This is a genomic window from Streptomyces sp. NPDC059002 (genome assembly GCF_042740435.1).
In the GTDB taxonomy this organism is placed as follows: domain Bacteria; phylum Actinomycetota; class Actinomycetes; order Streptomycetales; family Streptomycetaceae; genus Streptomyces.
Genome location: NZ_JBHYJI010000020.1, coordinates 39,234 through 59,689 on the forward strand (window position 1 = coordinate 39,234; position 20,456 = coordinate 59,689).

A 20,456-nucleotide genomic window follows, 5' to 3' on the forward strand; every position below is an offset into this window, starting at 1 on the left:
GGTGAGGGTTCACCCAGGAGCGGTGCAGGCGCGCCCAAGACCGTTGCCCGGCTGAGGAGTTCGGGGCCGAGCCCGGCTCAGGGCCGCCTCCCCGGCGCGCTAGGAACCACCATCATCCGGTGATAGGCCGCCTGCCGGTCCGGTTCGCCCACCGGGACGCCGTCGACCTCCACCCACGCATGGGCGCGGAACGGCGCCGTACGCACCCCGGTGCACCAGTCGGGCCAGACTCCCCGCATCCGGCAGAGCAGCGCGGTCGCCACGGAACGCTGCAGACAGCCCTCCCCGGCACACCGCGCGCTCACCGAGACGACGGCACGGCGTGCGGCGAGGGCCTCCTGCGGGGTGGCGGGGGCGGCTCCCCGCCGGACCGTGGACAGCACACGGCGGATGCGGTGCGGCTTGAGCATGACGATCAGGCGGGCCGCGGCCGTGGCGAGGAGCACCGGGGGACGCCGGTGCAGCGGCAGCCGCCCGCGGACGGCGGGCACCATCGGCTGGCTCATGAGGACACCACCAGACGGGCCGCGAGGAGCGCGCTCGTGATCGACGCCGTGTCGTCGTCGGCGCGCTCGGCGGTGAGCCGCGGATGGGCCGCGCGCAGCGCACGGGCCGCGTCGGACGGCTCGCCGCCGTCGAGCAGGCTGCGCAGGACGAGCGCCGCCGAGCCGTTGAGCTGCCAGTACCGGCCGCTGGCCTCGTCGAGGAGCACCATGCCGTCGGCCGTGTCCGTGGCGCAGACGTCGGGTCGCAGGGTGAGGCTCACGGCGCTCCTTCGGTGATCGTGGTGCTCGGCGTACGGATGCCAGCCGGGCGGGAACGGAGCCAGATCTCGCTGCCCAGGCTGGAGCTGAAGGACCGCAGCGCCTCCGGCGTCGGATGCACCCCGAGCAGCGAGGCGCGCACCGCGGCGTCGTCGATCAGCCCGGCGCGGGCCAGCCGCGAGCCGTCGAAGAACTCGACGAGCGCGCCGCGATGGTGCCGCAGGGCCGTGTGGAAGTCCGTGCTGTACTCGCCCTTGGTCCGTCTGCGCAGGATGTCGTCGGGCACGATGCCGCGCACCGCCTCGGCAAGGACCGGCTTGTACCGCCCCGGCGCGCTGCGCTCGGCGACCCGGACGGCGAGCGCCGCCTCGATCACGGCGTCGTCGAGATAGGGCCCGGCATACCGCAGTCCGTGGGCCGAGGTCACCTGGTCCAGCTGTCTGAGGCCGCGCCCACCGGTCCGTACGCACGCGAGCGCCGCATGCTGTCCGCGCTCGGGTGCCAGGGGCTCGGCGCCCTCGGCGGCCTCATGGAGCAGACTCCGCACGGCGAGGACCGCGTCGGGAGTCGCCCACGGCGGCATGCGCAGGTCCACGCCCCACGCCGTGGAGGGGGCGCCGCGGACCACGGCGGCCGGGGCGGGCGGTGCGGCGGTGAGGCCGTCGGCCCATGCGGTCAGCCACCGGCCGAACGTCCTGTGGTCGGCGAGCTGCCGCAGCAGCTGCCCAAGTGGCCAGTGCTGGGAGGCGCGTTGGGTGCGGATCCGGGCGTACGCGGCCAGCGGACGGCGGCGTACGTAGTCGTGCAAGTGCGGGGGAAGCGCGGTGAACAGCTCGTCCGCGCCGCCGCCCATCAGGTGCAGGCGTGACCCCCGGCCGGTCATCAGCCGGGCGAGCGCCGCCATCCGGGCACCGTCGCGCACCCAGGGGCCCGGCTCGTCGGTGGGCAGTGTGGCGTCGGCGAGGGACGCCACATCGCTGTACCAGAGGGGCCATTGGTCGTGGGTCGGCGTGATGTGCTCGGCGCCGGGCAGGTGCTCGGTGGCGCGCGCCGCCCAGGACGCGTCGTCGTTCTCCGGGTCGCGGCTCTCCCAGCGCAGGGTCACGAGCCGGGCTCCGGCAAAGGGTTGCCGGTCCTGCTCCCCGGCGGCCAGGAAGCAGAGGCTGGTGGAGTCCATGCCGCCCGACAGGTCCGCGCTCACCGTGCCGCCGCCGGCCGTACAGGAGCCCACCGCGGCGATCAGCGCCGCCCGCACCGCGGGCGCTCCCCGACGCCACCCGAGCTCCGGCTCCGGAGGGGTCCACCAGCGCCGCGTCCTGGCCCGTCCGTCCGCGTCGAGCAGCAGGCAGTCGAAGGAGGGCAGGGCCCGCACGCCCTGCCAGACACAGCGGTCGTCCAACGGATAGGGGAGGGGCGAGGCAAGGAGATGGGCGGCCAGCAGCCGGTCGTCGGGAGTCGCCCCCGTCGCGGCGGCGAGCCGGTCCGACCTGTCGGCGGCCACCGTCACGTCGCCCAGGCGCGCGTGGAAGAGGCGGCGCACACCGGACGCGCTCCCTCTGGCCCTGACCGAGCCGTCGACCGAGGCGAGCAGGTGGAAGCTGCCGGGCAGGCCCCGGGCGATCCGCTCCACGTCGCCGATGTCCCGCAGCCGCCCCGCCCGCGCGGACAGCGCGTCCGCGGTGACGGGGCAGCGCCCGATCACCGCAACTCGCCGCGCCCCCGCCGCGCCCACCGTCACATGGCCCGCCGGCCAACTGCCAAGGAGCCAGGGGCGACCGGAGGCGTGTGTGATGGTTTCGGTGGCAGAGGGGCGCAGGAGCTGTGCCGCGGCCACGCCGGACGCGCCGTCGGGAAGGACGGCGAACCACACGTCACCGCTCATGGCATGTCACCAGTCATAGAGCCGTCGAGTCATTGTCCTGTCGGGGTCACCGGGCGGTCCGCCCGGGATCAGCTGGGGCCGAGGTACCACTCGTAAGGCGGGAACCCGCCTTCGTAGTACGCCCCCAGTGGCTCGCCGCGCGTCAGGTCGGCGAAGTCGCCGACCTCCACCATGGCCGGGGGTTCGTAGATCTCTTCCTGCCCCATCACTTCTTGTCCCATAAGGAACTCCCCATCCTTCCGGTTGCTTCCGGTTTCGGTGCGGGGATCCGCACTCGGGCGGAAAATGCCCAAGGCATGCCCCGCTACGCCCAACGGGGGTATCTGACCCTCGAAGGAGTGAATTGCCCCTGTTTTAGTGGCAGTTGACGGGCTTGCCTGATCCGGGCGCGCCTGCATTCGCCCGGCGCCGCGGTACGCCCCGTCGTGCCGATGCCGTCCAAGGCCTTCCCCGGCCGGGCGAGTTATGCAAGTCTCCTCTCTAATTACGGCGCACGACGGGCCCCGAGCCTGTGAACTGGGCTGTTCCGGTGTGGATATGGGGTGAAGCACTGATGCGGAACCGGGCACGCGGCCACGATCTGCTCGCGCTGCGGCGGCTCAACACCACCGTCGTCCTGCGCGCCCTGCACCGCCGCAGCCCCCGCACCCTCGCCGAACTCGCCGCGGGCACCGGGCTGTCCCGGCCCACCGTGGAGGCCGCCGTCGAGGAACTGGCCGAGCGCGGACTGGTCGCCGAGTCGGCGGCGCGGGACGGGGAACGGCCGCCGGGGCGGCCCGCGCGCAGGTTCCGCTTCCGCACCGAAGCCGGGTCCGTCCTCGGCGTCGACATCGGGCTGCACAAGATGGTGCTGCTCCTCGCCGACCTGGGCGGCACCGTCATCGCGTCCCAACGCGCCGCCATCGACCCGGAGTTGACCGGCAGCGCACGGCTCGGCCTGCTGCGCGCCGGAATGGAGTCCTTCCTCGACGCCCACGCGCCGCGGCGCACCGCCGTCCTCGCCCGCTGCGTGGGCGTGCCCGGCACGGTGGGCGCGGACGGCGTCATCACCTCCGTGGTGGTGCCCGAGTGGTCGGGCGTCGACCTCGGACGGCTGCTCGCGGACGGCGAACCGGGCCACACCCTCGTCGAGAACGACGTCAACCTCGCGGTGCTCGCCGAACGCTGGCAGGGCGCCGCGGCCCTCGCGGGCGACGTCGTCTGTGTGCTCACCGGGCACCGCGTCTCCTGCAGCCTCACCATCGGCGGGCGGCTGCACCGGGGCAGGCGCGGCGGCGCCGGCGAGCTGGGCATGCTGCCGCTGCTCGGCATGAGCACCGCGCAGGAGGCCCTGAAGTGGCCCGGCGAGCGCCTTGAGGGCGAGTCCGAGGTGGCCGCGCTGGCCCGTGCGGCGGACACCGGTGACCCGCGGGCGCTCGCCGCCGTCGCGGACTTCGCGGACCGGCTCGCCCCGGGCGTCGCGGCCCTCGCCCTCGCCGTGGACCCGGAACTGATCGTGCTGACCGGCGGCGCAACGCCGGTCGGCCGCACGCTCGTGCCGCTCCTCACGGAGCGGCTGCGCCCGATGACCCTGAACGTCCCGCGGATCGCGGTCAGTTCACTCGGCGGCCGGGGCGTGGCCCTCGGGGCCGTGCGCAGGGCTCTCGACGAGGTGGAGGAGGAACTGCTCGCGGACCAGGCGCCGTAGCGGCACCGCGCGACGCACCGCGCGGCGGGCCGGGGCGGCGCCCGACGACTGCTCAGGAGGCGAAGGCGTACATGCGCAGAAGGACTCTGCTCGGCGGGGCGCTCGCGGCGCCCCTGCTCGCCGCCTGCTCCGGCGGGGGCGACGGCGCGGACGGCGGGGGCGGCGGCACCACCCTCACGTACGGCATGTGGGACCCGGCGCAGGTGCCGGGCATGGAGAAGATCATCGCCGCGTTCCGCGAGAAGCATCCGCGGATATCCGTGCGGATCGAGCTCACGCCCTGGGCGACGTACTGGACCACCCTGAAGACGTCGATGCGGGGCGGCACCGCGCCCGATGTGTTCTGGATGAATGCCGTCAACTTCCAGCTGTACGCGGCCAACGGCGTCCTCGAACCGCTCTCCGGACACATCAGGAGCGACCGCACACCCGTCGACCGGCACCCCGGCCCGCTCGTGAAGCTCTACGCGTACGACGGCACGCAGTACGGCCTGCCCAAGGACTTCGACACGATCGGCCTCTGGTACAACAAGGCGCTCTTCGACAAGGCGGGCATCAAGTACCCCGACGCCAGCTGGACGTGGGACGACGTGCGCGACGCCGCCGCCGAACTCACCGATCCGCGCAGGCGCGTGCACGGATTCGCCGCCGAGATGGACCGGCAGATGAAGATCTACCCGGCCGTCTGCGGCGCGGGCGGATACATCCTCGAGGACGGCCACTCCGGATTCGGCGACGAACGGTCCATCGAGGGCCTGCGCTTCCTCACCGACATGGTCGACCGGGGCTGGTCGCCGCCGCAGAGCGCGATGGTCGAGTCCGTCGGGCGCGTGCGCTACTGGTCCGAGAAGGTCGCCATGAACTACGACCTCTCCGCGATGGCCGGGCAGATGTACGCCGTGCCCGCGCTCAAGGACCACGGCGGCATCGCCGTGCTGCCCAAGGGGCGGCGCAGGGCCACCATCATCCACGGCCTGGCGAACGTCATCTCCGCGAAGAGCCGCAAGAAGGAGGCCGCCTGGAAATTCGTGCACTTCATGGCGGGCAGGGAAGCCGCCGAGATCCAGGCGACGGCGGGCGTCACCATCTCCTCGTACGAAGGGACGCAGGACGCCTGGCTCAAGTCGATGCCCGAGTTCGACCTGAAGCACTTCATCGAGATGCAGAAGTACGCCGTCCCGTATCCGAGCTCCAGGAACACCGCCGTCTGGGAGAACCTCCAATACCCGCTCCTGGGCGCGGCGTTCAGCGGAAAGGGCGGCATCGAGAGCGCCGCCCGCAGGCTCGGCGAACAGATGGACCGGGCCCTGAAGGAGGAGCGCGCCACATGAGTGTCTTTCCCGCAACGGCCGCCGCGAAGGCGGAAGAACGCCGCGCCGCCGCCACCGGTCCGCGCCCCGCGTCGCGCAATCAGCGCGCCGCCTACTGGTTCATCGCGCCGCTCGGCATCGGCTTCGCCGTCTTCTACTTCTGGCCGCTGATACAGACCTTCTACTTCAGCTTCACGGAATTCGGCGCGTTCGGCGGCCATACGTTCATCGGCACCGACAACTACGTCCGCGTGATCCAGGACGTCACCGTCTGGCAGGCGCTCGTCAACACGCTGATCTACAGCCTCATCGGGCTCACCGCGCTGCCCGTCGCCATCGTCGTCGCGTCCCTCCTGAACCGGCGCGGACTGCGCGGCGTCGCCCTCTACCGCGCCCTGTACTTCGTGCCGTTCGTGACCCTGCCCGTCGCCGTGGGACTGGTCTGGAACTGGCTCTACAACGGCGACTTCGGACTCCTCAACGACATCCTCGGCCACCTCGGGATCGACCGCCACTACTGGGTGTCCGACCCGTCCACCGCCGTGTTCGCGATCGGCACGGTGATGGTCTGGTCGACCACCGGCTACTACTTGATCATCTTCATGGCGGGCATCAAGGGAATTCCGCAGGACTACTACGAAGCGGCGGAACTCGACGGGGCGGGGGCGCTGCGCAGGTTCTTCACCATCACGCTGCCGCTGCTCAGCCCCACCATCTTCTTCGCCTCGATCATCTGCATGATCAATTCACTGCAGACCTTCGACCTGATCTACATCATGATGGGCGAGAAGAACCCCGCGATCGGCGACACCCAGTCCGTCGTGGGCCTCTTCTACAAATGGGCGTTCATCGAGAACGCGCAGGGCGCGGCGGCCGCGCTCGCCTTCCTGCTCATGGTGGTCATCGCCGCTCTCACATATCTGCAGTTCCGGCTCCAGAAGAGGTGGGTGCACTATGCGTGACACACGAGAGCGCGCCGCGAAACCGCGCGTGAACGCCGGATCCCTCGCCACCCACGCCGTGCTCTCGCTCGGCGCGCTCGTGATGGTCTTCCCCTTCCTGTGGCAGCTGCTCACCGCCCTGAAGACCCTCGCGGAGACCTCACGGGTGCCGCCCACCTTCCTGCCCGACCGATGGAACTGGGGCAGTTTCGAAGAGGTCTTCACCGCGCTGCCGTTCCGCGAGATGCTCACCAACAGCCTGCTCAACACCGTCGGCCGCACCCTCGGCCAGCTGGTGTTCTGCTCGCTCGCCGCCTATGCCTTCGCCCGCATGCAATTCCGCGGCCGCAACGTCCTGTTCGCGCTCTTCCTCTCCGTCCTGATGGTGCCGAGCTCCCTGCTCGTGCTCCCGCAGTACGACATCATCCAGCGGTTCGGGCTCCTCAACTCCGTGCCCGCGCTGTTCCTGCCCGGCATGTTCAGCGCGTTCGGCACCTTCATGCTGCGCCAGTTCTTCCTCACGCTCCCCAAGGAACTGGAGGAGGCCGCCCGCATCGACGGCGCCGGATCCTTCCGGATCTTCTGGTCCATCATGCTGCCGCTGATCAGGCCCGCGCTCGCCGCACTCGCCGTCATCACCGCGATGTGGTCCTGGAACGACCTGCTGTGGCCGCTGGTCGTCAACACCGACCCGGAGAAGATGCCGATCAGCGCGGGACTGACCTCCCTGAAGGGGCAGTTCGAGACCAACTACCCGGTGATGATGGCCGGTTCGCTCGTCGCGAGCCTGCCCATGCTCCTCGTCTACGTCTTCCTCCAGCGGCACTTCGTCCAGAGCGTCGCCCTCTCCGGCTCCAAGAGCTGACCCCGCACCGCCGCACCGCTCCCTCGGGTCACCTCCCTCGGGCCCCTCAGGAAAGGCAGTCCTCCTTCATGCCACCGCTCCACATCGGCCTGCTCGGCGCAGGCGGCATCGCCCGCGCCCATCTGCCCGGCTGGCTGGCGCTCGGCGCCCGCGTCAGCGTGCACACCGTCGACGGCTCGGCGGAGAAGCTCACCGCCGAGTACGCGGGACGCGGGCACGACGTCCGGATCGCGGACGGCCTCGACGACCTGCTCGACACCGTCACGGCGGTCGACATCTGCACCCCGACACCCACCCACAAGGAACTCGCCCTCGCGGCCTTCGCCGCTGCCCGGCACGTCGTCTGCGAGAAGCCGCTCGCGCTGACCGCGCACGACGCCGAGGAGATCGCGGCCGCGGCCGAAGCGGCGGGCGTACGGCTCCATCCCGCGCACGTGGTGCGCTACTTCCCCGCGTACGCGGCGATGCGCGATTCCGTCGTCCGCGGCGACCTCGGTGCACTCGCCGTGCTGCGCTTCACGCGCGGCGGGGCGCGACCTCGGTGGGCGCCGTGGTTCGGGGACCCCGCCCAGTCCGGCGGCGTCCTCATGGACCTGATGGTGCACGACATCGACATCGCCCGCTGGATCGCGGGCGACGTGGTCCGCGTGCACGCCCGCACCCGCGGTGTCGAGCACGCCACCGGCACCCCGCCCGATGTCGTCACCGCGACCGCCGTCCTCACCCACGCGTCCGGCGCCGTCAGCCACATCGGCGGCCTGTGGGGCCTGCCCGACCAGCAGTTCCGTACGACGTTCCGGATCGCGGGCGCCGACGGCCTGCTGCACCACGACTCCACCGCGGTGCCCGGCTTCCGGATCACCGCGCAGGGCGTGCGCCCCGCGAACGAGGGCATCCCGTCGAGCCCCCTGACCGAGAGCCCCTACTTGGCCGAACTCCGCGAGTTCGCCGCGTCCTGGCAGCCGGGCGGGCCCGCGCCGCGGGTGAGCGCGCGCGACGGCGTCGAGGCGGTGCGGATCGCCGAGGCCGCGACGGAGTCGAGCCGCACAGGCCGCGTCATCGAGATCGAGCGGACGGAACAGACCGAGCGCACCGAACCGACCGAGGAGGCAGCGCGATGAAGGTCGCCGTCCTGTCGTTCGCCCACGTCCACGCGGCCGGATATCTGCGGCTGCTCGACCGTATGCCCGGAGTCGAGGTGCTGGGCAGCGACCCGGACACGGCGCTCGCCGCGCCCGGCGAGGTGCGGGGCCGCGCGCTCGCCGACCACCTGGGTGTCGCGTACGCCGAGACGTACGAAGAGGTCTTCGCCCAGCGCCCCGACGCTGTGATCGTCTGCTCCGAGAACGCCCGCCACCGCGCGCTCGTCGAACGCGCCGCCGCGCACGGCGTGGCCGTCCTGTGCGAGAAGCCGCTGGCCGCTTCGGTCGAGGACGGCGAGGCGATGGTCGCCGCCTGCCGGGCCGCGGGGGTGCGGCTCGCGGTCGCCTTCCCCGTCCGCTTCAGCCCCGCGTACGCCGCCGTCAAGGCCGCCGTCGCGTCGGGCGAGGCGGGCCGGGTCCTCGCGGTCTCCGGGGCCAACAACGGCGCGATGCCGACCCGCGACCGCCGCTGGTTCGCCGATCCCGAACTCTCCGGCGGGGGCGCCCTGATGGACCACACCGTGCACATCGCCGACCTGCTCGACGACCTCTTCGCGGCCGCGCGCCCCGTCGAGGTCTACGCGCAGACCAACAACCTCCTGTACGCCGGAGAGGTCGACGTCGAGACCAGCGGCCTGGTCAGCGTCACCTACGACAACGGAGCCGTCGCCACCATCGACTGCAGCTGGTCCCACCCGCGCTCCCACCACTCCTGGGGCGGCCTCGGCATGACCGTCGTCGGCGAGCGGGCCACCCTGGAGATGGACGCCTTCGACCAGAAGGTGCACGGCTTCAGCGAACGCCTGGGGCGCGGCACCGAGCTGCCGTTCGGCGTCGACCTGGACGAGCGGATGCTGCGCGCCTTCCTGTACGGGCCGGGCGAGGACGGCCAGGACGTCGCCGACGGTGAGGGCGGACTGCGCACCCTGCGCATCGTCGCGGCAGGCTACGCCTCGTCCCGCAGCGGTGTTCCGGTGCCGGTGGGCTGAGGCGTCAGCGCCGCCCGACCTGTCCCGCCTCCCAGGTCCACGCGGCGATCTCCACGCGATTGCGCACCGCCAACTTCGTCTGGATGTTGGCGAGATGGGTCTTGACGGTGGCGACGGAGATGAACAGCTCCTGGGCGATCTCCTGATTGGTCCGGCCGCGCGCGACGAGCCGGGCCACGTCCAGCTCACGCTCCGAGAGGAGGTCGGGCGCGGGCCCGCCGCCCGCCGCACCGCACTGCGGCCCGTGCCGGTCCGCCATCCGTTCGAGCAGTCGCAGGGTCACGGCCGGGGACACCAGCGCGTCGCCCTTCGCGGCGGCGCGCACCGCCTCCACGAGCAGGCCGGGACCGGCGTCCTTCAGCAGGAACCCGACGGCGCCGCCCCGCAGCGCCTCATCGAGGTAGTCGTCCTGATCGAAGGTGGTCACGACCACGACGTGCAGCGGCTCGGCGACCCCGGGCCCGGCGAGCAGCCGCGTCACCTCGAGCCCGTTCAGCTTCGGCATCCGCACGTCGACCAGGCACACGTCGGGCCGCAGCCGCCGCGCCAGCTCCACGCACTCGGCGCCGTCGGCGGCCTCGCCGACCACCTCGATCCCCGGCTGCGCGGCCAGGATCAGCCGGAATCCGGTGCGGACCATTTCCTGGTCGTCGGCGATGAGGACCCTCGTCGATGCGGCCGGGCGCTGTTCTTGGGACATTTCGTGCACGGGGCCAGGGTACGGCCGGGCGCCCCCAACCGATCGGGTGACGGGGAATCGATACTCCCGCAGCGCGGCGACTGGAGGCTCAAGACAGGGGAAGGACTACGCCGTTTGCGACCTTGTCACGTAAGGAAACCGCTCATGCGTCTGCACCGCACCGTCGTCGCCGCCCTCGGGGCCCTCGCCCTCGTCACGGCACTCCCGACGTCCGCCAGCGCCGCCAACGGCTCACTGCACTACGTCAACGTGAACGGCGACGACTTCAGCACCGACAACCCGGTGAGCGGCGAGTGCTACCTCCTCGTCGCGGGGGCCGTGCACGTGGACAACGGCACGGACAGCGTGGCCACCGTGTACGCGGACCACGGCTGTGAGGAACCCCTCGGGGCGCCGCTCGCGCCCTTCACCGCGGGGGACTTCGGCGATCCGGTGCCGCACAGCGTCATGTTCAGTTAGCGGGGTCAGGCGCGGTCGGCGGGGAACGCGGCGCGCAGCCGCCAGCCGCCGTCGGGGCGCGGGCCCGCGTCGAAGGTGCCGCCGACCGCCTCGACCCGCTCGCGGAGGCCGATCAGACCGAGGCCGCCATGACCGCCCGGAGGCGTCCGGTCCGGCGAACGGCCTTGTGCGGACGGGCCGTTGGAGACGTCGACGAGCAGCTGCCCGCCGTGCGTCGAGAGGTGGACGCGGACGTCCGTCGCGCCGGGTGCATGGCGCGTGACGTTGGTGAGTGCCTCCTGGACGACGCGGTGCACGGACGTCTCCACCTCGGGAGCGAGGGCGGTGGCACGGGCCTGCGAAGTGATCTGCAGGGTCGCGGCGTCGCCGTGGGCCGCCACCAGGGCGGACAGTTCCGTGAGGAGGTCGGCGGGCCGGGTCGTCGCGCCCGGTTCCGCCCGCAGGACGTGGACCAGGCGCCGCATCGAGTCGAGGGTCTCGGTGCCGGCCTTCTCGATGCGGGCGAGCAGCGGGTCGAGCTGCTCCGGCGACGTCTCGCGGATGGCGCGCGCGGCCTGGGCCTGTACGACGATGCCGGTCACGTGGTGGGCGACGAAGTCGTGCAGGTCGCGGGCGATGCGACGGCGCTCCTCCTCCTGGGTCGCGGTCACGGCGAGGGCCCTGCGGCCGTCGAGCGAGCGGAGGTAGCCGCCGAGCGCGAGGGCGCCGCCCACCGCGACCGTGAGGACGAACGCGAAGGTCTCGGCCTCGGACTGGACGCCGAGCCGGATGGGCGCGACGGCGATCGCGAGCGCGAGGAGCGTGCACAGGACGTACGCGGCGGGCAGCCGGGCCGTGCGGGCGGTGACCGTGAGCAGGGCGAGCAGCGCGAAGGACTCCAGGAGGCCCCAGCTGCTCACGTCGACGTGGCCGAGCGTCACACCGAGGGTGAGCGCGCCCGACGCCAGCGCCGCGGCGGCGGCCCGCACCTCGATCCCCGGGCCGCGCCGCACGAGCAGTACGGCGACGGCCAGTGGCCCGGAGACCAGGGGCAGCCAGGATCCGTCGGGCCGGCTCGGCACCAGGTCGAGGAGCCAGAGGAGCAGTACGGGCACGCCGAAGAGCAGCGCCCGGCCCGTCCTGCCGGGGCCGGGGCCGGGGCCTTGGACTGGGTTCGGGCCCGGCTTCGGGCCTGCCCCGGCGGGCGCCGTGCCGTGCGGGGAGCGGTGATCATCCACGTATCGAATGTACGCATCAGGTCGCATCCCGCAGATCAGCCGAAAGCCTGATCGGGGCACCGGCGATCAGCCGAAGGGCCGAGGCGCGGGAAGGGCCGGGACGGCGAGCGTGGAGTCAGACACTCGCGACTCCCAGGAGAGGTACCACCATGCCCCGCCCGAACCTCCGCCGTCGTGCCGCGCGCACGATGCTGTGCGCCGTCGGCGCCGCCGCCCTCGCCGTCTCCCTGAGCGCCTGCAGCGGCTCCACGAACCCCTTCGACGACCACAAGGAGAAGGCGTCCTACAAGGACGGGGCCGCGGCGAAGAGCGCCCGGAAGTCCGTGCCGCGCTGGCTGCCCGACGACGCGAGCGACATCAAGTACGTCATGTCGACCACCGGCGACGACCGGATCATCTCGTTCCGGACGCCGGACGGAAAGTTCCCGGCGCAGTGCGTCAAGGGAGAGCCGCAGGGCAAGCCGCGCCTGACGGCCGACTGGTTCCCCTCGGACGTCGCGAAGAAGGCCGACATGAACTGCGGGACGTGGTCCGGCGCCCGGATCGACGGCGCGCTGTACGCCTGGCAGGACAAGGACGTCGCGATGAAGGCGCGCGGCTGATGGGGGCCCGTACGCGAGGGGCGCTCGCGGCCGTGACGGCGGGCGCAGCCCTCCTTTCGCTGGCCGCGTGCTCGTCCGAGGGGTCGGGGAGCAAGGGCGCGGAGAAGCGCGGTGCCGAGCGGCCGCAGCGCATCACCTGGAAGTCCTGCCCGGCCGACGCGACGGAGGGCGCGCCCAAGGGCGCCGAGTGCGGTACCGTCCGCGTCCCCGTGGACTGGAACGCGCCGGACGGCGAGAAGCTCGACGTCGCGGTGGTACGACGCCAGGCGACCCGCCCCGGCCAGCGCATCGGCACCCTGATGTTCCTGCCGGGCGGACCCGGCAATTCCGGGGTCCAGAACGTCGCGCAGACCAAGGAGTGGGGCGGCGCCGAACGCCGCTTCGACGTCGTCAGCTTCGACCCGCGCGGCACCGGACTGAGCAGCCCCGTCCAGTGCCCGGCGGGACCGATGGCCGAGATGATCACGGACCGCAGGCCCGTCACGACGACCGGCGACTTCGCGCGGATGCAGAAGCGGGCCACGGACCTGGCCGCGGAGTGCGCGCGCACGTCGGGAGCGGTGGCCCGGCACGTCGACGCGGGCAGCGTCAGCCGCGACATGGAGGTCATCCGCGCCGCGCTCGGCGAGGACCGGATCTCCCTGTACGGGCATTCGTACGGCACGGTCTACGGCCAGCGCTACGCCGGGATGTACGGCTCCCGGGTGCGTGCCGCCGTGCTCGACGGCGTCATGGACCCGGGCATCGGCCGCCGCGCCTTCGGCGCCACCGGGGCGAAAGCCCTGGAGGGGGCCTTCGGCGAGTTCGTCGCCTGGTGCGGGCGGACCCGCGACTGCGCGCTGGGGGAGCGGGACGCCTGGCAGGTCTACGAGCGGCTCGCCGCGCGGGCCGCCGACGGCACGCTGCGCAACGGCGGCAAGAAGGTTCCGGTCGCCGAGCTGAACGGCACGATCGACGCGATGCTGCTCACCCCGTCCTGGCCGGCCGTCGCCGAGTACCTGGACGCCCTGGACACCGGGAAGCCGTGGGAGACGGACGAGGCACCGCCCGGCGAGAAGCTGCTGCCCGGCGCCGACCTGTCCGTCTGCGCCGACCTGAACCTGCGCGCGCCCGACGCCGCCGCGCACGTCGCCGACCAGCGGGCCGCCCGCGAGGCCGCGCCCCGCTTCGGCTACTCCCCGAACACCGTCTCGTACGCGAACCTCTGCCAGGGCCTGCCCGCCCCGGCCGCCGCGGCACCGGAGCCGATCCGCACCAAGACCCCGCTGCTCCTGATCGGCGCCCGCCACGACAACGCGACCCCGCTCGACTGGGCGCGCTCGGCCAAGGCGCGCATCGGGGACCGGGCGGCACTCGTCGAGGTGAAGGGCTGGGGCCACGCCGTGAAGATCTTCAACGGCGGCGCCGAGCGGGACACGGTCCTGCGCTACCTCACGGACCTGGACGTACCGAAGTCCGGCACCGTCATCGAGGGAGGCATGCCACCTGGAGCCTAGGGCCTGTCCGGCGGATCATGCCGCGGGTCGCGGGGTCTGGCACGCACATCTGCCGCGTTGTCGTCAGTTGCCAACTTCCCCAAGCTCTCGGCTCCGCTCGAGCAGGGGAGACCCCACTGCGTTGCCGCCCTCCTCCGCCTTGCAGCTGCACGCACCAGACCCCGCTCACCAGCACCGAAAGGTGGCCGCCACCCGCACGCGGCCTGATCCGCCGGATAGACCCTAGCCCCGAGGCGTACGCGGTCTGCGACCGGAGTCGGATCCGGGGCGGATCGGGCGGGTATTAGCGTGGACGGGACAGAACGACGACAAGGATCCGAGGTGCCCGGCCCATGCCAAGCCGCAGCGAGAGCCGTACCCAGCTCATCGAGTCACTCATGGAGCGGTTCCCGAACGTGCCGCGGGAAGCCGTGATCAAGGAGGACCTGCTGCGCGGCGGCATGGCCTTCGACGAGTCGGCGCTCAGCGACAACGAAGGCGGCGAGGTCAAGCCGAAGTCGTACTTCATCTTCTCCTTCGACCACGGCACCCTGCCCGAGCTGGGCGCCGCCGCCCTGCGCCGCCCGCCCGAGGAGATCGTCCTCACCGGCGGCCCCTACGAGCTGCGCCGCACCGTCGTCTCGGTCCGCGTGAACCCGAACTCGCCCTACCGGGTCGCGGCCGACGACGACGGCGTGCTCGGCCTCTACCTGGACGGCGTGCGGATCTCCGACGTCGGCCTGCCGCCGATGCCGGACTACTACCGGCACACGCTGGAGAACGGCAAGTCCGTGATGGAGGTGGCGCCCACCATCCAGTGGGGCTACCTCATCTATCTGACGGTCTTCCGGGTCTGCCAGTACTTCGGCGCGAAGGAGGAGTGCCAGTACTGCGACATCAACCACAACTGGCGCCAGCACAAGGCGGCCGGACGCCCGTACACCGGTGTGAAGCCCGTCGACGAGGTCCTTGAGGCGCTCGCCATCATCGACAAGTACGACACCAACAAGTCCTCCACCGCGTACACGCTGACCGGCGGCGCCGTCACCTCGAAGGTCGGCGGCAAGGACGAGGCCGACTTCTACGGGCAGTACGCCAAGGCCATCGAGGAGCGCTTCCCCGGCCGCTGGATCGGCAAGGTCGTCGCGCAGGCCCTGCCCAAGGAGGACGTGCAGCGCTTCCACGACTACGGCGTGCGGATCTACCACCCCAACTACGAGGTGTGGGACCCGTATCTCTTCGAGCGGTACTGCCCCGGCAAGGAGCGCTACGTCGGCCGCGACGAGTGGCACCGCCGCATCCTGGACTCCGCCGAGGTCTTCGGGCCGCGCAATGTGATCCCCAACTTCGTGGCGGGCGTGGAGATGGCGGAGCCGTTCGGCTTCAAGACGGTCGGTGAGGCCATCGACTCCACCGTCGAGGGCCTGGAGTACTTCATGTCGCGCGGCATCACGCCCCGCTTCACCACCTGGTGCCCGGAGCCCACGACCCCGCTGGGCAAGGCGAATCCGCAGGGCGCCCCGCTGGAGTACCACGTGCGGCTCCTTGAGGCCTACCGCGCGACGATGGAGTCCAACGGCCTTTCCTCGCCGCCCGGTTACGGCCCCGCGGGACCCGGCAACGCCGTCTTCTCGGTCAGCTCCTTCATGGACAGCCTGCCCGCGGAAGCGGCCGCCCCGGAGGACGCCGTTACTCCGGCGACGCCCCAGTAGGGACGTGTTACGGTCGGGGCGGGTCACGAGTTCCAGCGTCAAGCCCCGGCTCGCTGGACGGCACCCCGCTCCGTCGCGGGTGCCCCGGGTGACGACCCGCCCCGCGCGACGTGCGCGGGGAACGGCGGATCACCGGGGTCGGCGACACCGGGGTCCACGACTCCGGAGGCGCTCCATGACGCACCCGCACCAGACCTGCGCATCGCACGGCACCTGCGACACCTACACGCCGGGCCACCAGGTCCACTGGATCCAGGCCCGCAACAGCGCGGCACACCCCGGCACCCTCGTCGACGTGCTCCTCTCCTCGCACGACGTGAGCGACGACGGCCTGATCACCCTCCATGTGCTCGGCCCGACCCGGGGCGTGCCCGCCGCCCTGTGGACGCACGACCCGGAGCGGCTGCGCGGCCTGCTGCGGGCGCACCGGGGTCTCGCCCAGTGGCAGCCCCGCTGGAACCTGCTGCGGCTGCGCCGCGACATCGTCGGCAGCACGCTGGTCTGCGTGGCCCCGCACGCCCCGCGCGGCTGACGAAGATCACTGCTCCGTAGGATGACGCCGTGCCGGACGAGGGCGATCCCCGCGTCCGGGCGGCGCGACAGTCAGCCACCCAGAGCCGGAGGTCTCCCGTGCAACACCACCCCGTCACCGTCGTCACCGGCGGCAGCCGCGGTATCGGCGCGGCTGTCGGCGCCCGCCTCGCCCAGGAAGGGCACGACGTCGTCATCGGTTACCGCTCGGACGACGCGGCCGCCGAGAAGGCCGCCGAAGCCGTCCGCGCCGCGGGCCGCCGCTGCGTCACCGTGCGGGTCGACACCGCCGACGAGGCGGACGTCGACCGCCTCTTCGACACCGCGGCCGCCGAACTCGGCCCGGTCACCGGCCTGGTCAACAACGCCGGGGTGAGCGGGCCCGTCGGCCCCCTCGCCGACGCCGACGCCGAGGGCATGCGCCGCGCGCTCGAGGTGAACGTACTCGGATATCTGCTCTGCGCCCGGCGCGCGGTGCGGGACCTGAAGGCGAACGGCGGCGGCGCGATCGTGAACATCTCGTCCGCGGCCGCGACGCTCGGCTCCCCGGGTGAGTACGTGCACTACGCGGCCGCCAAGGGGGCCGTCGACACGATGACCGTCGGCCTGTCCAAGGAGGTCGCGGGGGACGGCATCCGCGTCAACGCCGTTGCCCCCGGCGTCATCTGGACCGAGTTCCACGCGGACCCGGAGCGGCCGGCGAAGCTCGCCGACGGCATCCCCATGGGGCGCTCGGGCCACCCGGAGGAGATCGCCGCCGCCGTCTCCTGGCTGCTCTCCGACGACGCCTCGTACGCGACGGGCACGATCCTGCGGGTCGCGGGCGGCCGCTGATACCGGTGACGGGGGCCTCGTACGCTGGGCGCATGATCAGTGGAGAGGTCCCCCTCGGAGCAGACGTCCTCATGCGCCCCGTCACGCTCGACGACGCAGCGGCGCTGGCCCGCGCCCACCGGCGCAACCGCGCCCACCTGGAGCCCTGGGACCCGGAACGGCCCGCGGCCTTCTACACCGTGCAGGGCCAGACCGACCGGATCCGGGGGCAGTTGGAGGAGGCCGGCGCGGGCCGGTCCGCGCACTGGGTGCTGGTCGACGGCGGCGAGGTCGTCGGGCACACCGCCCTGTCGAACATCGTGCTCGGCCCGGTCCGCTGCGCGAACCTCGGCTACTGGATCGATGCGGAGTACCTGGGCCGCGGCCTCGCGTCCGGCGCGGCGGCGGCCGCCTGCGAGGCCGCCGACCGCCAACTCGGCCTGCACCGCGTCGAGGCGGGCACGCTGCTGCACAACGTCGCGTCGCAGCGCGTGCTCACCAAGTGCGGCTTCAAGGAGTACGGTCTCGCGCCGGGCTTCCTGTACATCAACGGCGCCTGGCGCGACCACCGTCTCTTCCAGCGGATCCTCAACGACCGCCCGGCGTAAGGCAGTTGGCGAGGGAGAGTCAGACGATCCCCTCGGCGACCTCGGCCTGCTCGCGGTCCGAGCCGTACGCCTGCGGGGTGCTGTACGAGCGGCGCGCCACGAACCACCACACGGTGGCGAGGAGCAGCACCACGGCCAGCGCGATCGACGCGTAGTTCATCGTGCTGACGGTCACCGGCGAGACCTGCGGCAGACAGAACAGGACCGTCACGAACGCCACCCAGAGCACCGCGATCCAGCCGATCGGCCTGCTCCAGCGGCCCAGGTTCCAGGGCCCCGGCTTGAAGCGGTCGCCCGCGCGCAGCCGCAGGAAGATCGGGATGGCGTAGGCGGGCGTGATGCCGATGACGTTGATGGCGGTCACGGCCGTGTACGCGGTCGTCGAGTACAGGGAAGGCAGCGCGATCGCCGCGGCCAGGCCCACCGAGAGCCAGACCGCGGGCACCGGGACCTGGGTGCGGGAGCTGACCTTGCGCCACAGCGCGGAGCCGGGCAGCGCGTTGTCGCGGGAGAACGCGAAGACCATGCGGCTGGCCGCCGCCGTCTCGGCGTTGCCGCAGAACAGCTGCGCCACGATCACGACGAGCAGCAGCGCCGTCGCCCCGGACTCGCCGAGGGCGTCGATCATGATCTGGGCGGGCGGCACACCGGTGTCGGTGCCCTGCGTGCCCGCGTAGTCCTGGATGGCGAACGTCAGCCCGGCGAGCAGCACGAAACCGGCGATCCACGAGGCCCAGATGGCGCGCACGATGCCGCGCGCGGCGGACACCGAGGCGTTGGAGGTCTCCTCCGACAGGTGCGCGGAGGCGTCGTACCCGGAGAACGTGTACTGCGCGAGGAGCAGGCCGATCGCGGTGACGTAGAGCGGGTTGTCCCAGCCGGTGTCGTTGACGAACTCGCCGAAGACGAAGGACGGCGACTGGTGGTGGTCGGGCACGATCGCGAGCGCGCCGACGATCACGGTGACACCGGCCACGTGCCACCACACGCTGATCGAGTTGAGCAGGCTCACCAGGCGTACGTTGAAGAGGTTCAGGACGGCGTGCAGCAGCAGGATGCACAGGAAGATCAGGAACGTCTTCTCCGGGGTCGGCTCGAAGCCGAACTCCAGGTTCAGGAACGCCCCGGTGAACAGCGCGGCGCCGTAGTCGATGCCCGCGATCGCGCCGAGCAGGCCGAGCAGGTTCAGCCAGCCCGTGTACCAGCCCCAGCGGCGGCCGCCGAGCCGGTCGGCCATGTAGTAGAGGGCGCCCGACGTCGGATAGGCGCTGGTGACCTCGGCGAGCGCGAGGCCCACGCAGAGCACGAAGAGGCCGACGCCCGCCCAGCCCCAGAGCATCACCGCGGGGCCGCCGGTGCCCAGGCCGAAGCCGTACAGCGTCATGCATCCCGACAGGATGGAGATGACGGAGAAGCTGATGGCGAAGTTGCCGAAGCCGCCCATGCGGCGGGCGAGTACGGGCTGGTAGCCGAGCTCTCTGAGGCGTTCCTCCTCGTTCTGCGGTGGCGCGGGGAAGGAGCTCGACCAGGTGGTGCGGGACACGGATGTACCTCCGGTGGGGACAGGTGGGGGAGCGGTGGTGGCGGGCCCTAGCCCGGGTCGCGGGAGGCGTTGACGCAGCGGCCGCGGGCCTGGACGAAGACTTCGGCGGCGGCGTCCGCGTCGCCGGGGGAGCGGGTGCGGTACGTCCAGGGCACGACGGCGAAGAACGGGTCGAGTGCCTCGAACACCCTCAAGGCGTCCTGGAATTGGTGCGCTCCCCACAGCGCGTGCGCCAGGTGGTTGAGGTCGAGGAGCGAGGCCGCGGCGGGCGGCGCGTGGTCGAACCACAGGTGCAGGGCCCGCAGCGCGCCGCGCGTGGCGTCCTCCGAGATCCAGTGCAGATCCAGGGCCCGCTCGCCGCCGCCTTCTCTGCGGTAGCGCTCCACGTGCACGTACAGGGGGAGCAGGTGCAGGGAGGAGCCCGCGGGCGCGCCGGCCGAGGCCCACTGCACGAAGTTGTACGCCTCCGTGAGCGGGCCGCCCGGCCTGCGCCCGTACACGAACTGGAGCATCCGGTGGTACGCCTCGCGGTTGCCGGGATCGCGCTTGTCGGCCTCGGCGAGCAGGTGCCAGGGGCCGGGGAAGAGCATCGGCTCCGGCGGCGCCACCCGGTGCTCGTCCCACCGCTGGCCCTCGTCGAGCCGGGCGAGGGCGAGCAGGCAGATCCACGGCACCGGGTCCTCCGGCGACACCGACGACGCGGTGCCGCACGCCGCGACCGCCTCGCGCCACAGGTCGTTGGTCTGCCGGTGCCCGGCCCGGTGGGCGCGCAGGGCGCGCTCCACCGCGACCCGGGCGTCGAGGATCGCGGCCGAGGCGCTGTGCGGCTCCTCGGCGCGCCAGGCCCGCACCACGTCGGAACCGGCGACGGCGGCCGCCAGGATCTGTGTGCGCTGCGTCCACAGCCCCCAGTCGGGCGTCTCGGTGAGCAGATTGCGCGTCGACACCCAGCGGCCTGCCCTGAGGTCCTGGAGCACGGCGCGCAGGGCTTCGTCGTGGCCCGCCGGGTGGTACACCGGGCGGCCTAACGGCATGGGCATGAGTCCTCGGTCGGGGGAGTGAGGGGTGAACCGGCGTGTGGTGCGGGGGTGTTGAGGGGCGGATGGTGACGGTGTTGTTCGGCGGTCAGTGTAGAGCTGGCCGTTCCGGTTCCAGGCCGATTCATGGATGTTTTGTGGCCCGATCTGTCAAAGCGGCTCGCCGAATGAACACTTGA

General features: G+C 72.2%; 21 protein-coding genes and 1 riboswitch. Of the genes, 13 read left to right on the top strand and 8 right to left on the bottom strand.

What is annotated here, in order from left to right; translation table 11 throughout:
* Positions 1–77: 77 nt before the first annotated feature.
* The 4 genes from ACFWZ2_RS19835 to ACFWZ2_RS19850 all read right to left on the bottom strand — a co-directional run bounded on the left by ACFWZ2_RS19835 (position 78) and on the right by ACFWZ2_RS19850 (position 2,867).
* The gene (locus ACFWZ2_RS19835) at positions 78–506 is read right to left on the bottom strand and encodes a lasso peptide biosynthesis B2 protein (RefSeq protein ID WP_384547346.1); all 429 of its coding nucleotides are present in this window, start codon (positions 504–506) and stop codon (positions 78–80) included.
* On the bottom strand, positions 503–766 hold the full coding sequence (locus ACFWZ2_RS19840; RefSeq protein WP_384547348.1) for a lasso peptide biosynthesis PqqD family chaperone: 264 nt from the start codon (positions 764–766) through the stop codon (positions 503–505). The genes ACFWZ2_RS19835 and ACFWZ2_RS19840 overlap by 4 nt, the downstream gene beginning before the upstream one ends.
* Positions 763–2,646: an asparagine synthase-related protein gene (locus ACFWZ2_RS19845; protein ID WP_384547350.1), complete on the bottom strand. Its 1,884-nt coding sequence runs from the start codon at positions 2,644–2,646 to the stop codon at positions 763–765. The genes ACFWZ2_RS19840 and ACFWZ2_RS19845 overlap by 4 nt, the downstream gene beginning before the upstream one ends.
* A gap of 68 nt (positions 2,647–2,714) precedes the next feature.
* Positions 2,715–2,867, bottom strand: coding sequence for a lasso RiPP family leader peptide-containing protein (locus tag ACFWZ2_RS19850; protein WP_384547352.1), 153 nt, complete (start codon positions 2,865–2,867; stop codon positions 2,715–2,717).
* 332 nt (positions 2,868–3,199) lie between these two features.
* Between ACFWZ2_RS19850 and ACFWZ2_RS19855 the strand changes: the two genes are divergently transcribed.
* The 6 genes from ACFWZ2_RS19855 to ACFWZ2_RS19880 all read left to right on the top strand — a co-directional run bounded on the left by ACFWZ2_RS19855 (position 3,200) and on the right by ACFWZ2_RS19880 (position 9,580).
* The gene (locus ACFWZ2_RS19855; RefSeq protein ID WP_384547354.1) at positions 3,200–4,333 is read left to right on the top strand and encodes an ROK family transcriptional regulator; all 1,134 of its coding nucleotides are present in this window, start codon (positions 3,200–3,202) and stop codon (positions 4,331–4,333) included.
* A gap of 71 nt (positions 4,334–4,404) precedes the next feature.
* Complete coding sequence (locus ACFWZ2_RS19860) at positions 4,405–5,664, top strand: ABC transporter substrate-binding protein (RefSeq protein WP_384547356.1); 1,260 nt, start codon at positions 4,405–4,407, stop codon at positions 5,662–5,664.
* Positions 5,661–6,605, top strand: a complete 945-nt coding sequence (locus ACFWZ2_RS19865; protein ID WP_384547358.1) for a carbohydrate ABC transporter permease — start codon at positions 5,661–5,663, stop codon at positions 6,603–6,605. Before ACFWZ2_RS19860 ends, ACFWZ2_RS19865 begins: the two co-directional genes overlap by 4 nt.
* A complete protein-coding gene (locus ACFWZ2_RS19870; RefSeq protein ID WP_384547360.1) occupies positions 6,598–7,449 on the top strand; it encodes a carbohydrate ABC transporter permease in 852 nt (283 codons plus the stop codon). Before ACFWZ2_RS19865 ends, ACFWZ2_RS19870 begins: the two co-directional genes overlap by 8 nt.
* 68 nt (positions 7,450–7,517) lie before the next feature.
* The gene (locus ACFWZ2_RS19875) at positions 7,518–8,570 is read left to right on the top strand and encodes a Gfo/Idh/MocA family protein (protein ID WP_384547362.1); all 1,053 of its coding nucleotides are present in this window, start codon (positions 7,518–7,520) and stop codon (positions 8,568–8,570) included.
* Positions 8,567–9,580 (top strand): Gfo/Idh/MocA family protein, encoded by a 1,014-nt coding sequence (locus ACFWZ2_RS19880; RefSeq protein WP_384547364.1) that lies wholly within the window; start codon positions 8,567–8,569, stop codon positions 9,578–9,580. The genes ACFWZ2_RS19875 and ACFWZ2_RS19880 overlap by 4 nt, the downstream gene beginning before the upstream one ends.
* A 4-nt stretch (positions 9,581–9,584) precedes the next feature.
* Here ACFWZ2_RS19880 and ACFWZ2_RS19885 read toward each other — a convergent pair whose 3' ends face one another.
* Entirely contained in the window at positions 9,585–10,280 is a 696-nt protein-coding gene (locus tag ACFWZ2_RS19885; RefSeq protein ID WP_384547495.1) for a response regulator, read from the bottom strand.
* A gap of 144 nt (positions 10,281–10,424) precedes the next feature.
* Between ACFWZ2_RS19885 and ACFWZ2_RS19890 the strand changes: the two genes are divergently transcribed.
* On the top strand, positions 10,425–10,739 hold the full coding sequence (locus ACFWZ2_RS19890) for a hypothetical protein (RefSeq protein ID WP_384547366.1): 315 nt from the start codon (positions 10,425–10,427) through the stop codon (positions 10,737–10,739).
* 5 nt (positions 10,740–10,744) lie between these two features.
* Here ACFWZ2_RS19890 and ACFWZ2_RS19895 read toward each other — a convergent pair whose 3' ends face one another.
* Positions 10,745–11,956 (bottom strand): sensor histidine kinase, encoded by a 1,212-nt coding sequence (locus ACFWZ2_RS19895; protein ID WP_384547367.1) that lies wholly within the window; start codon positions 11,954–11,956, stop codon positions 10,745–10,747.
* A 149-nt stretch (positions 11,957–12,105) separates the two neighbouring features.
* Here ACFWZ2_RS19895 and ACFWZ2_RS19900 point away from each other — a divergent pair, with 149 nt between their 5' ends.
* The 6 genes from ACFWZ2_RS19900 to ACFWZ2_RS19925 all read left to right on the top strand — a co-directional run bounded on the left by ACFWZ2_RS19900 (position 12,106) and on the right by ACFWZ2_RS19925 (position 17,697).
* On the top strand, positions 12,106–12,558 hold the full coding sequence (locus ACFWZ2_RS19900) for a hypothetical protein (RefSeq protein ID WP_384547368.1): 453 nt from the start codon (positions 12,106–12,108) through the stop codon (positions 12,556–12,558).
* On the top strand, positions 12,558–14,054 hold the full coding sequence (locus ACFWZ2_RS19905; RefSeq protein ID WP_384547370.1) for an alpha/beta fold hydrolase: 1,497 nt from the start codon (positions 12,558–12,560) through the stop codon (positions 14,052–14,054). The genes ACFWZ2_RS19900 and ACFWZ2_RS19905 overlap by 1 nt, the downstream gene beginning before the upstream one ends.
* Positions 14,055–14,386: 332 nt before the next feature.
* Positions 14,387–15,745, top strand: coding sequence for a radical SAM protein (locus ACFWZ2_RS19910; protein WP_384547372.1), 1,359 nt, complete (start codon positions 14,387–14,389; stop codon positions 15,743–15,745).
* A 21-nt stretch (positions 15,746–15,766) separates the two neighbouring features.
* Positions 15,767–15,876: riboswitch (SAM riboswitch) on the top strand.
* A gap of 44 nt (positions 15,877–15,920) precedes the next feature.
* The gene (locus ACFWZ2_RS19915; protein ID WP_384547374.1) at positions 15,921–16,277 is read left to right on the top strand and encodes a hypothetical protein; all 357 of its coding nucleotides are present in this window, start codon (positions 15,921–15,923) and stop codon (positions 16,275–16,277) included.
* Positions 16,278–16,375: 98 nt separating this feature from the next.
* Entirely contained in the window at positions 16,376–17,110 is a 735-nt protein-coding gene (locus ACFWZ2_RS19920) for an SDR family NAD(P)-dependent oxidoreductase (protein WP_384547376.1), read from the top strand.
* Positions 17,111–17,142: 32 nt separating this feature from the next.
* A complete protein-coding gene (locus ACFWZ2_RS19925) occupies positions 17,143–17,697 on the top strand; it encodes a GNAT family N-acetyltransferase (RefSeq protein ID WP_384547378.1) in 555 nt (184 codons plus the stop codon).
* A gap of 19 nt (positions 17,698–17,716) precedes the next feature.
* Here ACFWZ2_RS19925 and ACFWZ2_RS19930 read toward each other — a convergent pair whose 3' ends face one another.
* A complete protein-coding gene (locus ACFWZ2_RS19930) occupies positions 17,717–19,240 on the bottom strand; it encodes an amino acid permease (protein ID WP_384547380.1) in 1,524 nt (507 codons plus the stop codon).
* Positions 19,241–19,287: 47 nt separating this feature from the next.
* Complete coding sequence (locus ACFWZ2_RS19935) at positions 19,288–20,280, bottom strand: hypothetical protein (protein WP_384547382.1); 993 nt, start codon at positions 20,278–20,280, stop codon at positions 19,288–19,290.
* Positions 20,281–20,456: the final 176 nt, after the last annotated feature.

What these genes read in the sequence shown, in the direction of transcription:
- ACFWZ2_RS19835 (WP_384547346.1), bottom strand. Translation starts at nt 506, where the DNA reads ATGAGCCAGCCGATGGTGCCCGCCGTCCGCGGGCGGCTGCCGCTGCAC.
- ACFWZ2_RS19845 (WP_384547350.1), bottom strand. Translation starts at nt 2,646, where the DNA reads ATGAGCGGTGACGTGTGGTTCGCCGTCCTTCCCGACGGCGCGTCCGGC.
- ACFWZ2_RS19850 (WP_384547352.1), bottom strand. Translation starts at nt 2,867, where the DNA reads ATGGGACAAGAAGTGATGGGGCAGGAAGAGATCTACGAACCCCCGGCC.
- ACFWZ2_RS19855 (WP_384547354.1), top strand. Translation starts at nt 3,200, where the DNA reads ATGCGGAACCGGGCACGCGGCCACGATCTGCTCGCGCTGCGGCGGCTC.
- ACFWZ2_RS19860 (WP_384547356.1), top strand. Translation starts at nt 4,405, where the DNA reads ATGCGCAGAAGGACTCTGCTCGGCGGGGCGCTCGCGGCGCCCCTGCTC.
- ACFWZ2_RS19865 (WP_384547358.1), top strand. Translation starts at nt 5,661, where the DNA reads ATGAGTGTCTTTCCCGCAACGGCCGCCGCGAAGGCGGAAGAACGCCGC.
- ACFWZ2_RS19870 (WP_384547360.1), top strand. Translation starts at nt 6,598, where the DNA reads ATGCGTGACACACGAGAGCGCGCCGCGAAACCGCGCGTGAACGCCGGA.
- ACFWZ2_RS19875 (WP_384547362.1), top strand. Translation starts at nt 7,518, where the DNA reads ATGCCACCGCTCCACATCGGCCTGCTCGGCGCAGGCGGCATCGCCCGC.
- ACFWZ2_RS19880 (WP_384547364.1), top strand. Translation starts at nt 8,567, where the DNA reads ATGAAGGTCGCCGTCCTGTCGTTCGCCCACGTCCACGCGGCCGGATAT.
- ACFWZ2_RS19885 (WP_384547495.1), bottom strand. Translation starts at nt 10,280, where the DNA reads ATGTCCCAAGAACAGCGCCCGGCCGCATCGACGAGGGTCCTCATCGCC.
- ACFWZ2_RS19890 (WP_384547366.1), top strand. Translation starts at nt 10,425, where the DNA reads ATGCGTCTGCACCGCACCGTCGTCGCCGCCCTCGGGGCCCTCGCCCTC.
- ACFWZ2_RS19900 (WP_384547368.1), top strand. Translation starts at nt 12,106, where the DNA reads ATGCCCCGCCCGAACCTCCGCCGTCGTGCCGCGCGCACGATGCTGTGC.
- ACFWZ2_RS19905 (WP_384547370.1), top strand. Translation starts at nt 12,558, where the DNA reads ATGGGGGCCCGTACGCGAGGGGCGCTCGCGGCCGTGACGGCGGGCGCA.
- ACFWZ2_RS19910 (WP_384547372.1), top strand. Translation starts at nt 14,387, where the DNA reads ATGCCAAGCCGCAGCGAGAGCCGTACCCAGCTCATCGAGTCACTCATG.
- ACFWZ2_RS19915 (WP_384547374.1), top strand. Translation starts at nt 15,921, where the DNA reads ATGACGCACCCGCACCAGACCTGCGCATCGCACGGCACCTGCGACACC.
- ACFWZ2_RS19925 (WP_384547378.1), top strand. Translation starts at nt 17,143, where the DNA reads ATGATCAGTGGAGAGGTCCCCCTCGGAGCAGACGTCCTCATGCGCCCC.
- ACFWZ2_RS19935 (WP_384547382.1), bottom strand. Translation starts at nt 20,280, where the DNA reads ATGCCCATGCCGTTAGGCCGCCCGGTGTACCACCCGGCGGGCCACGAC.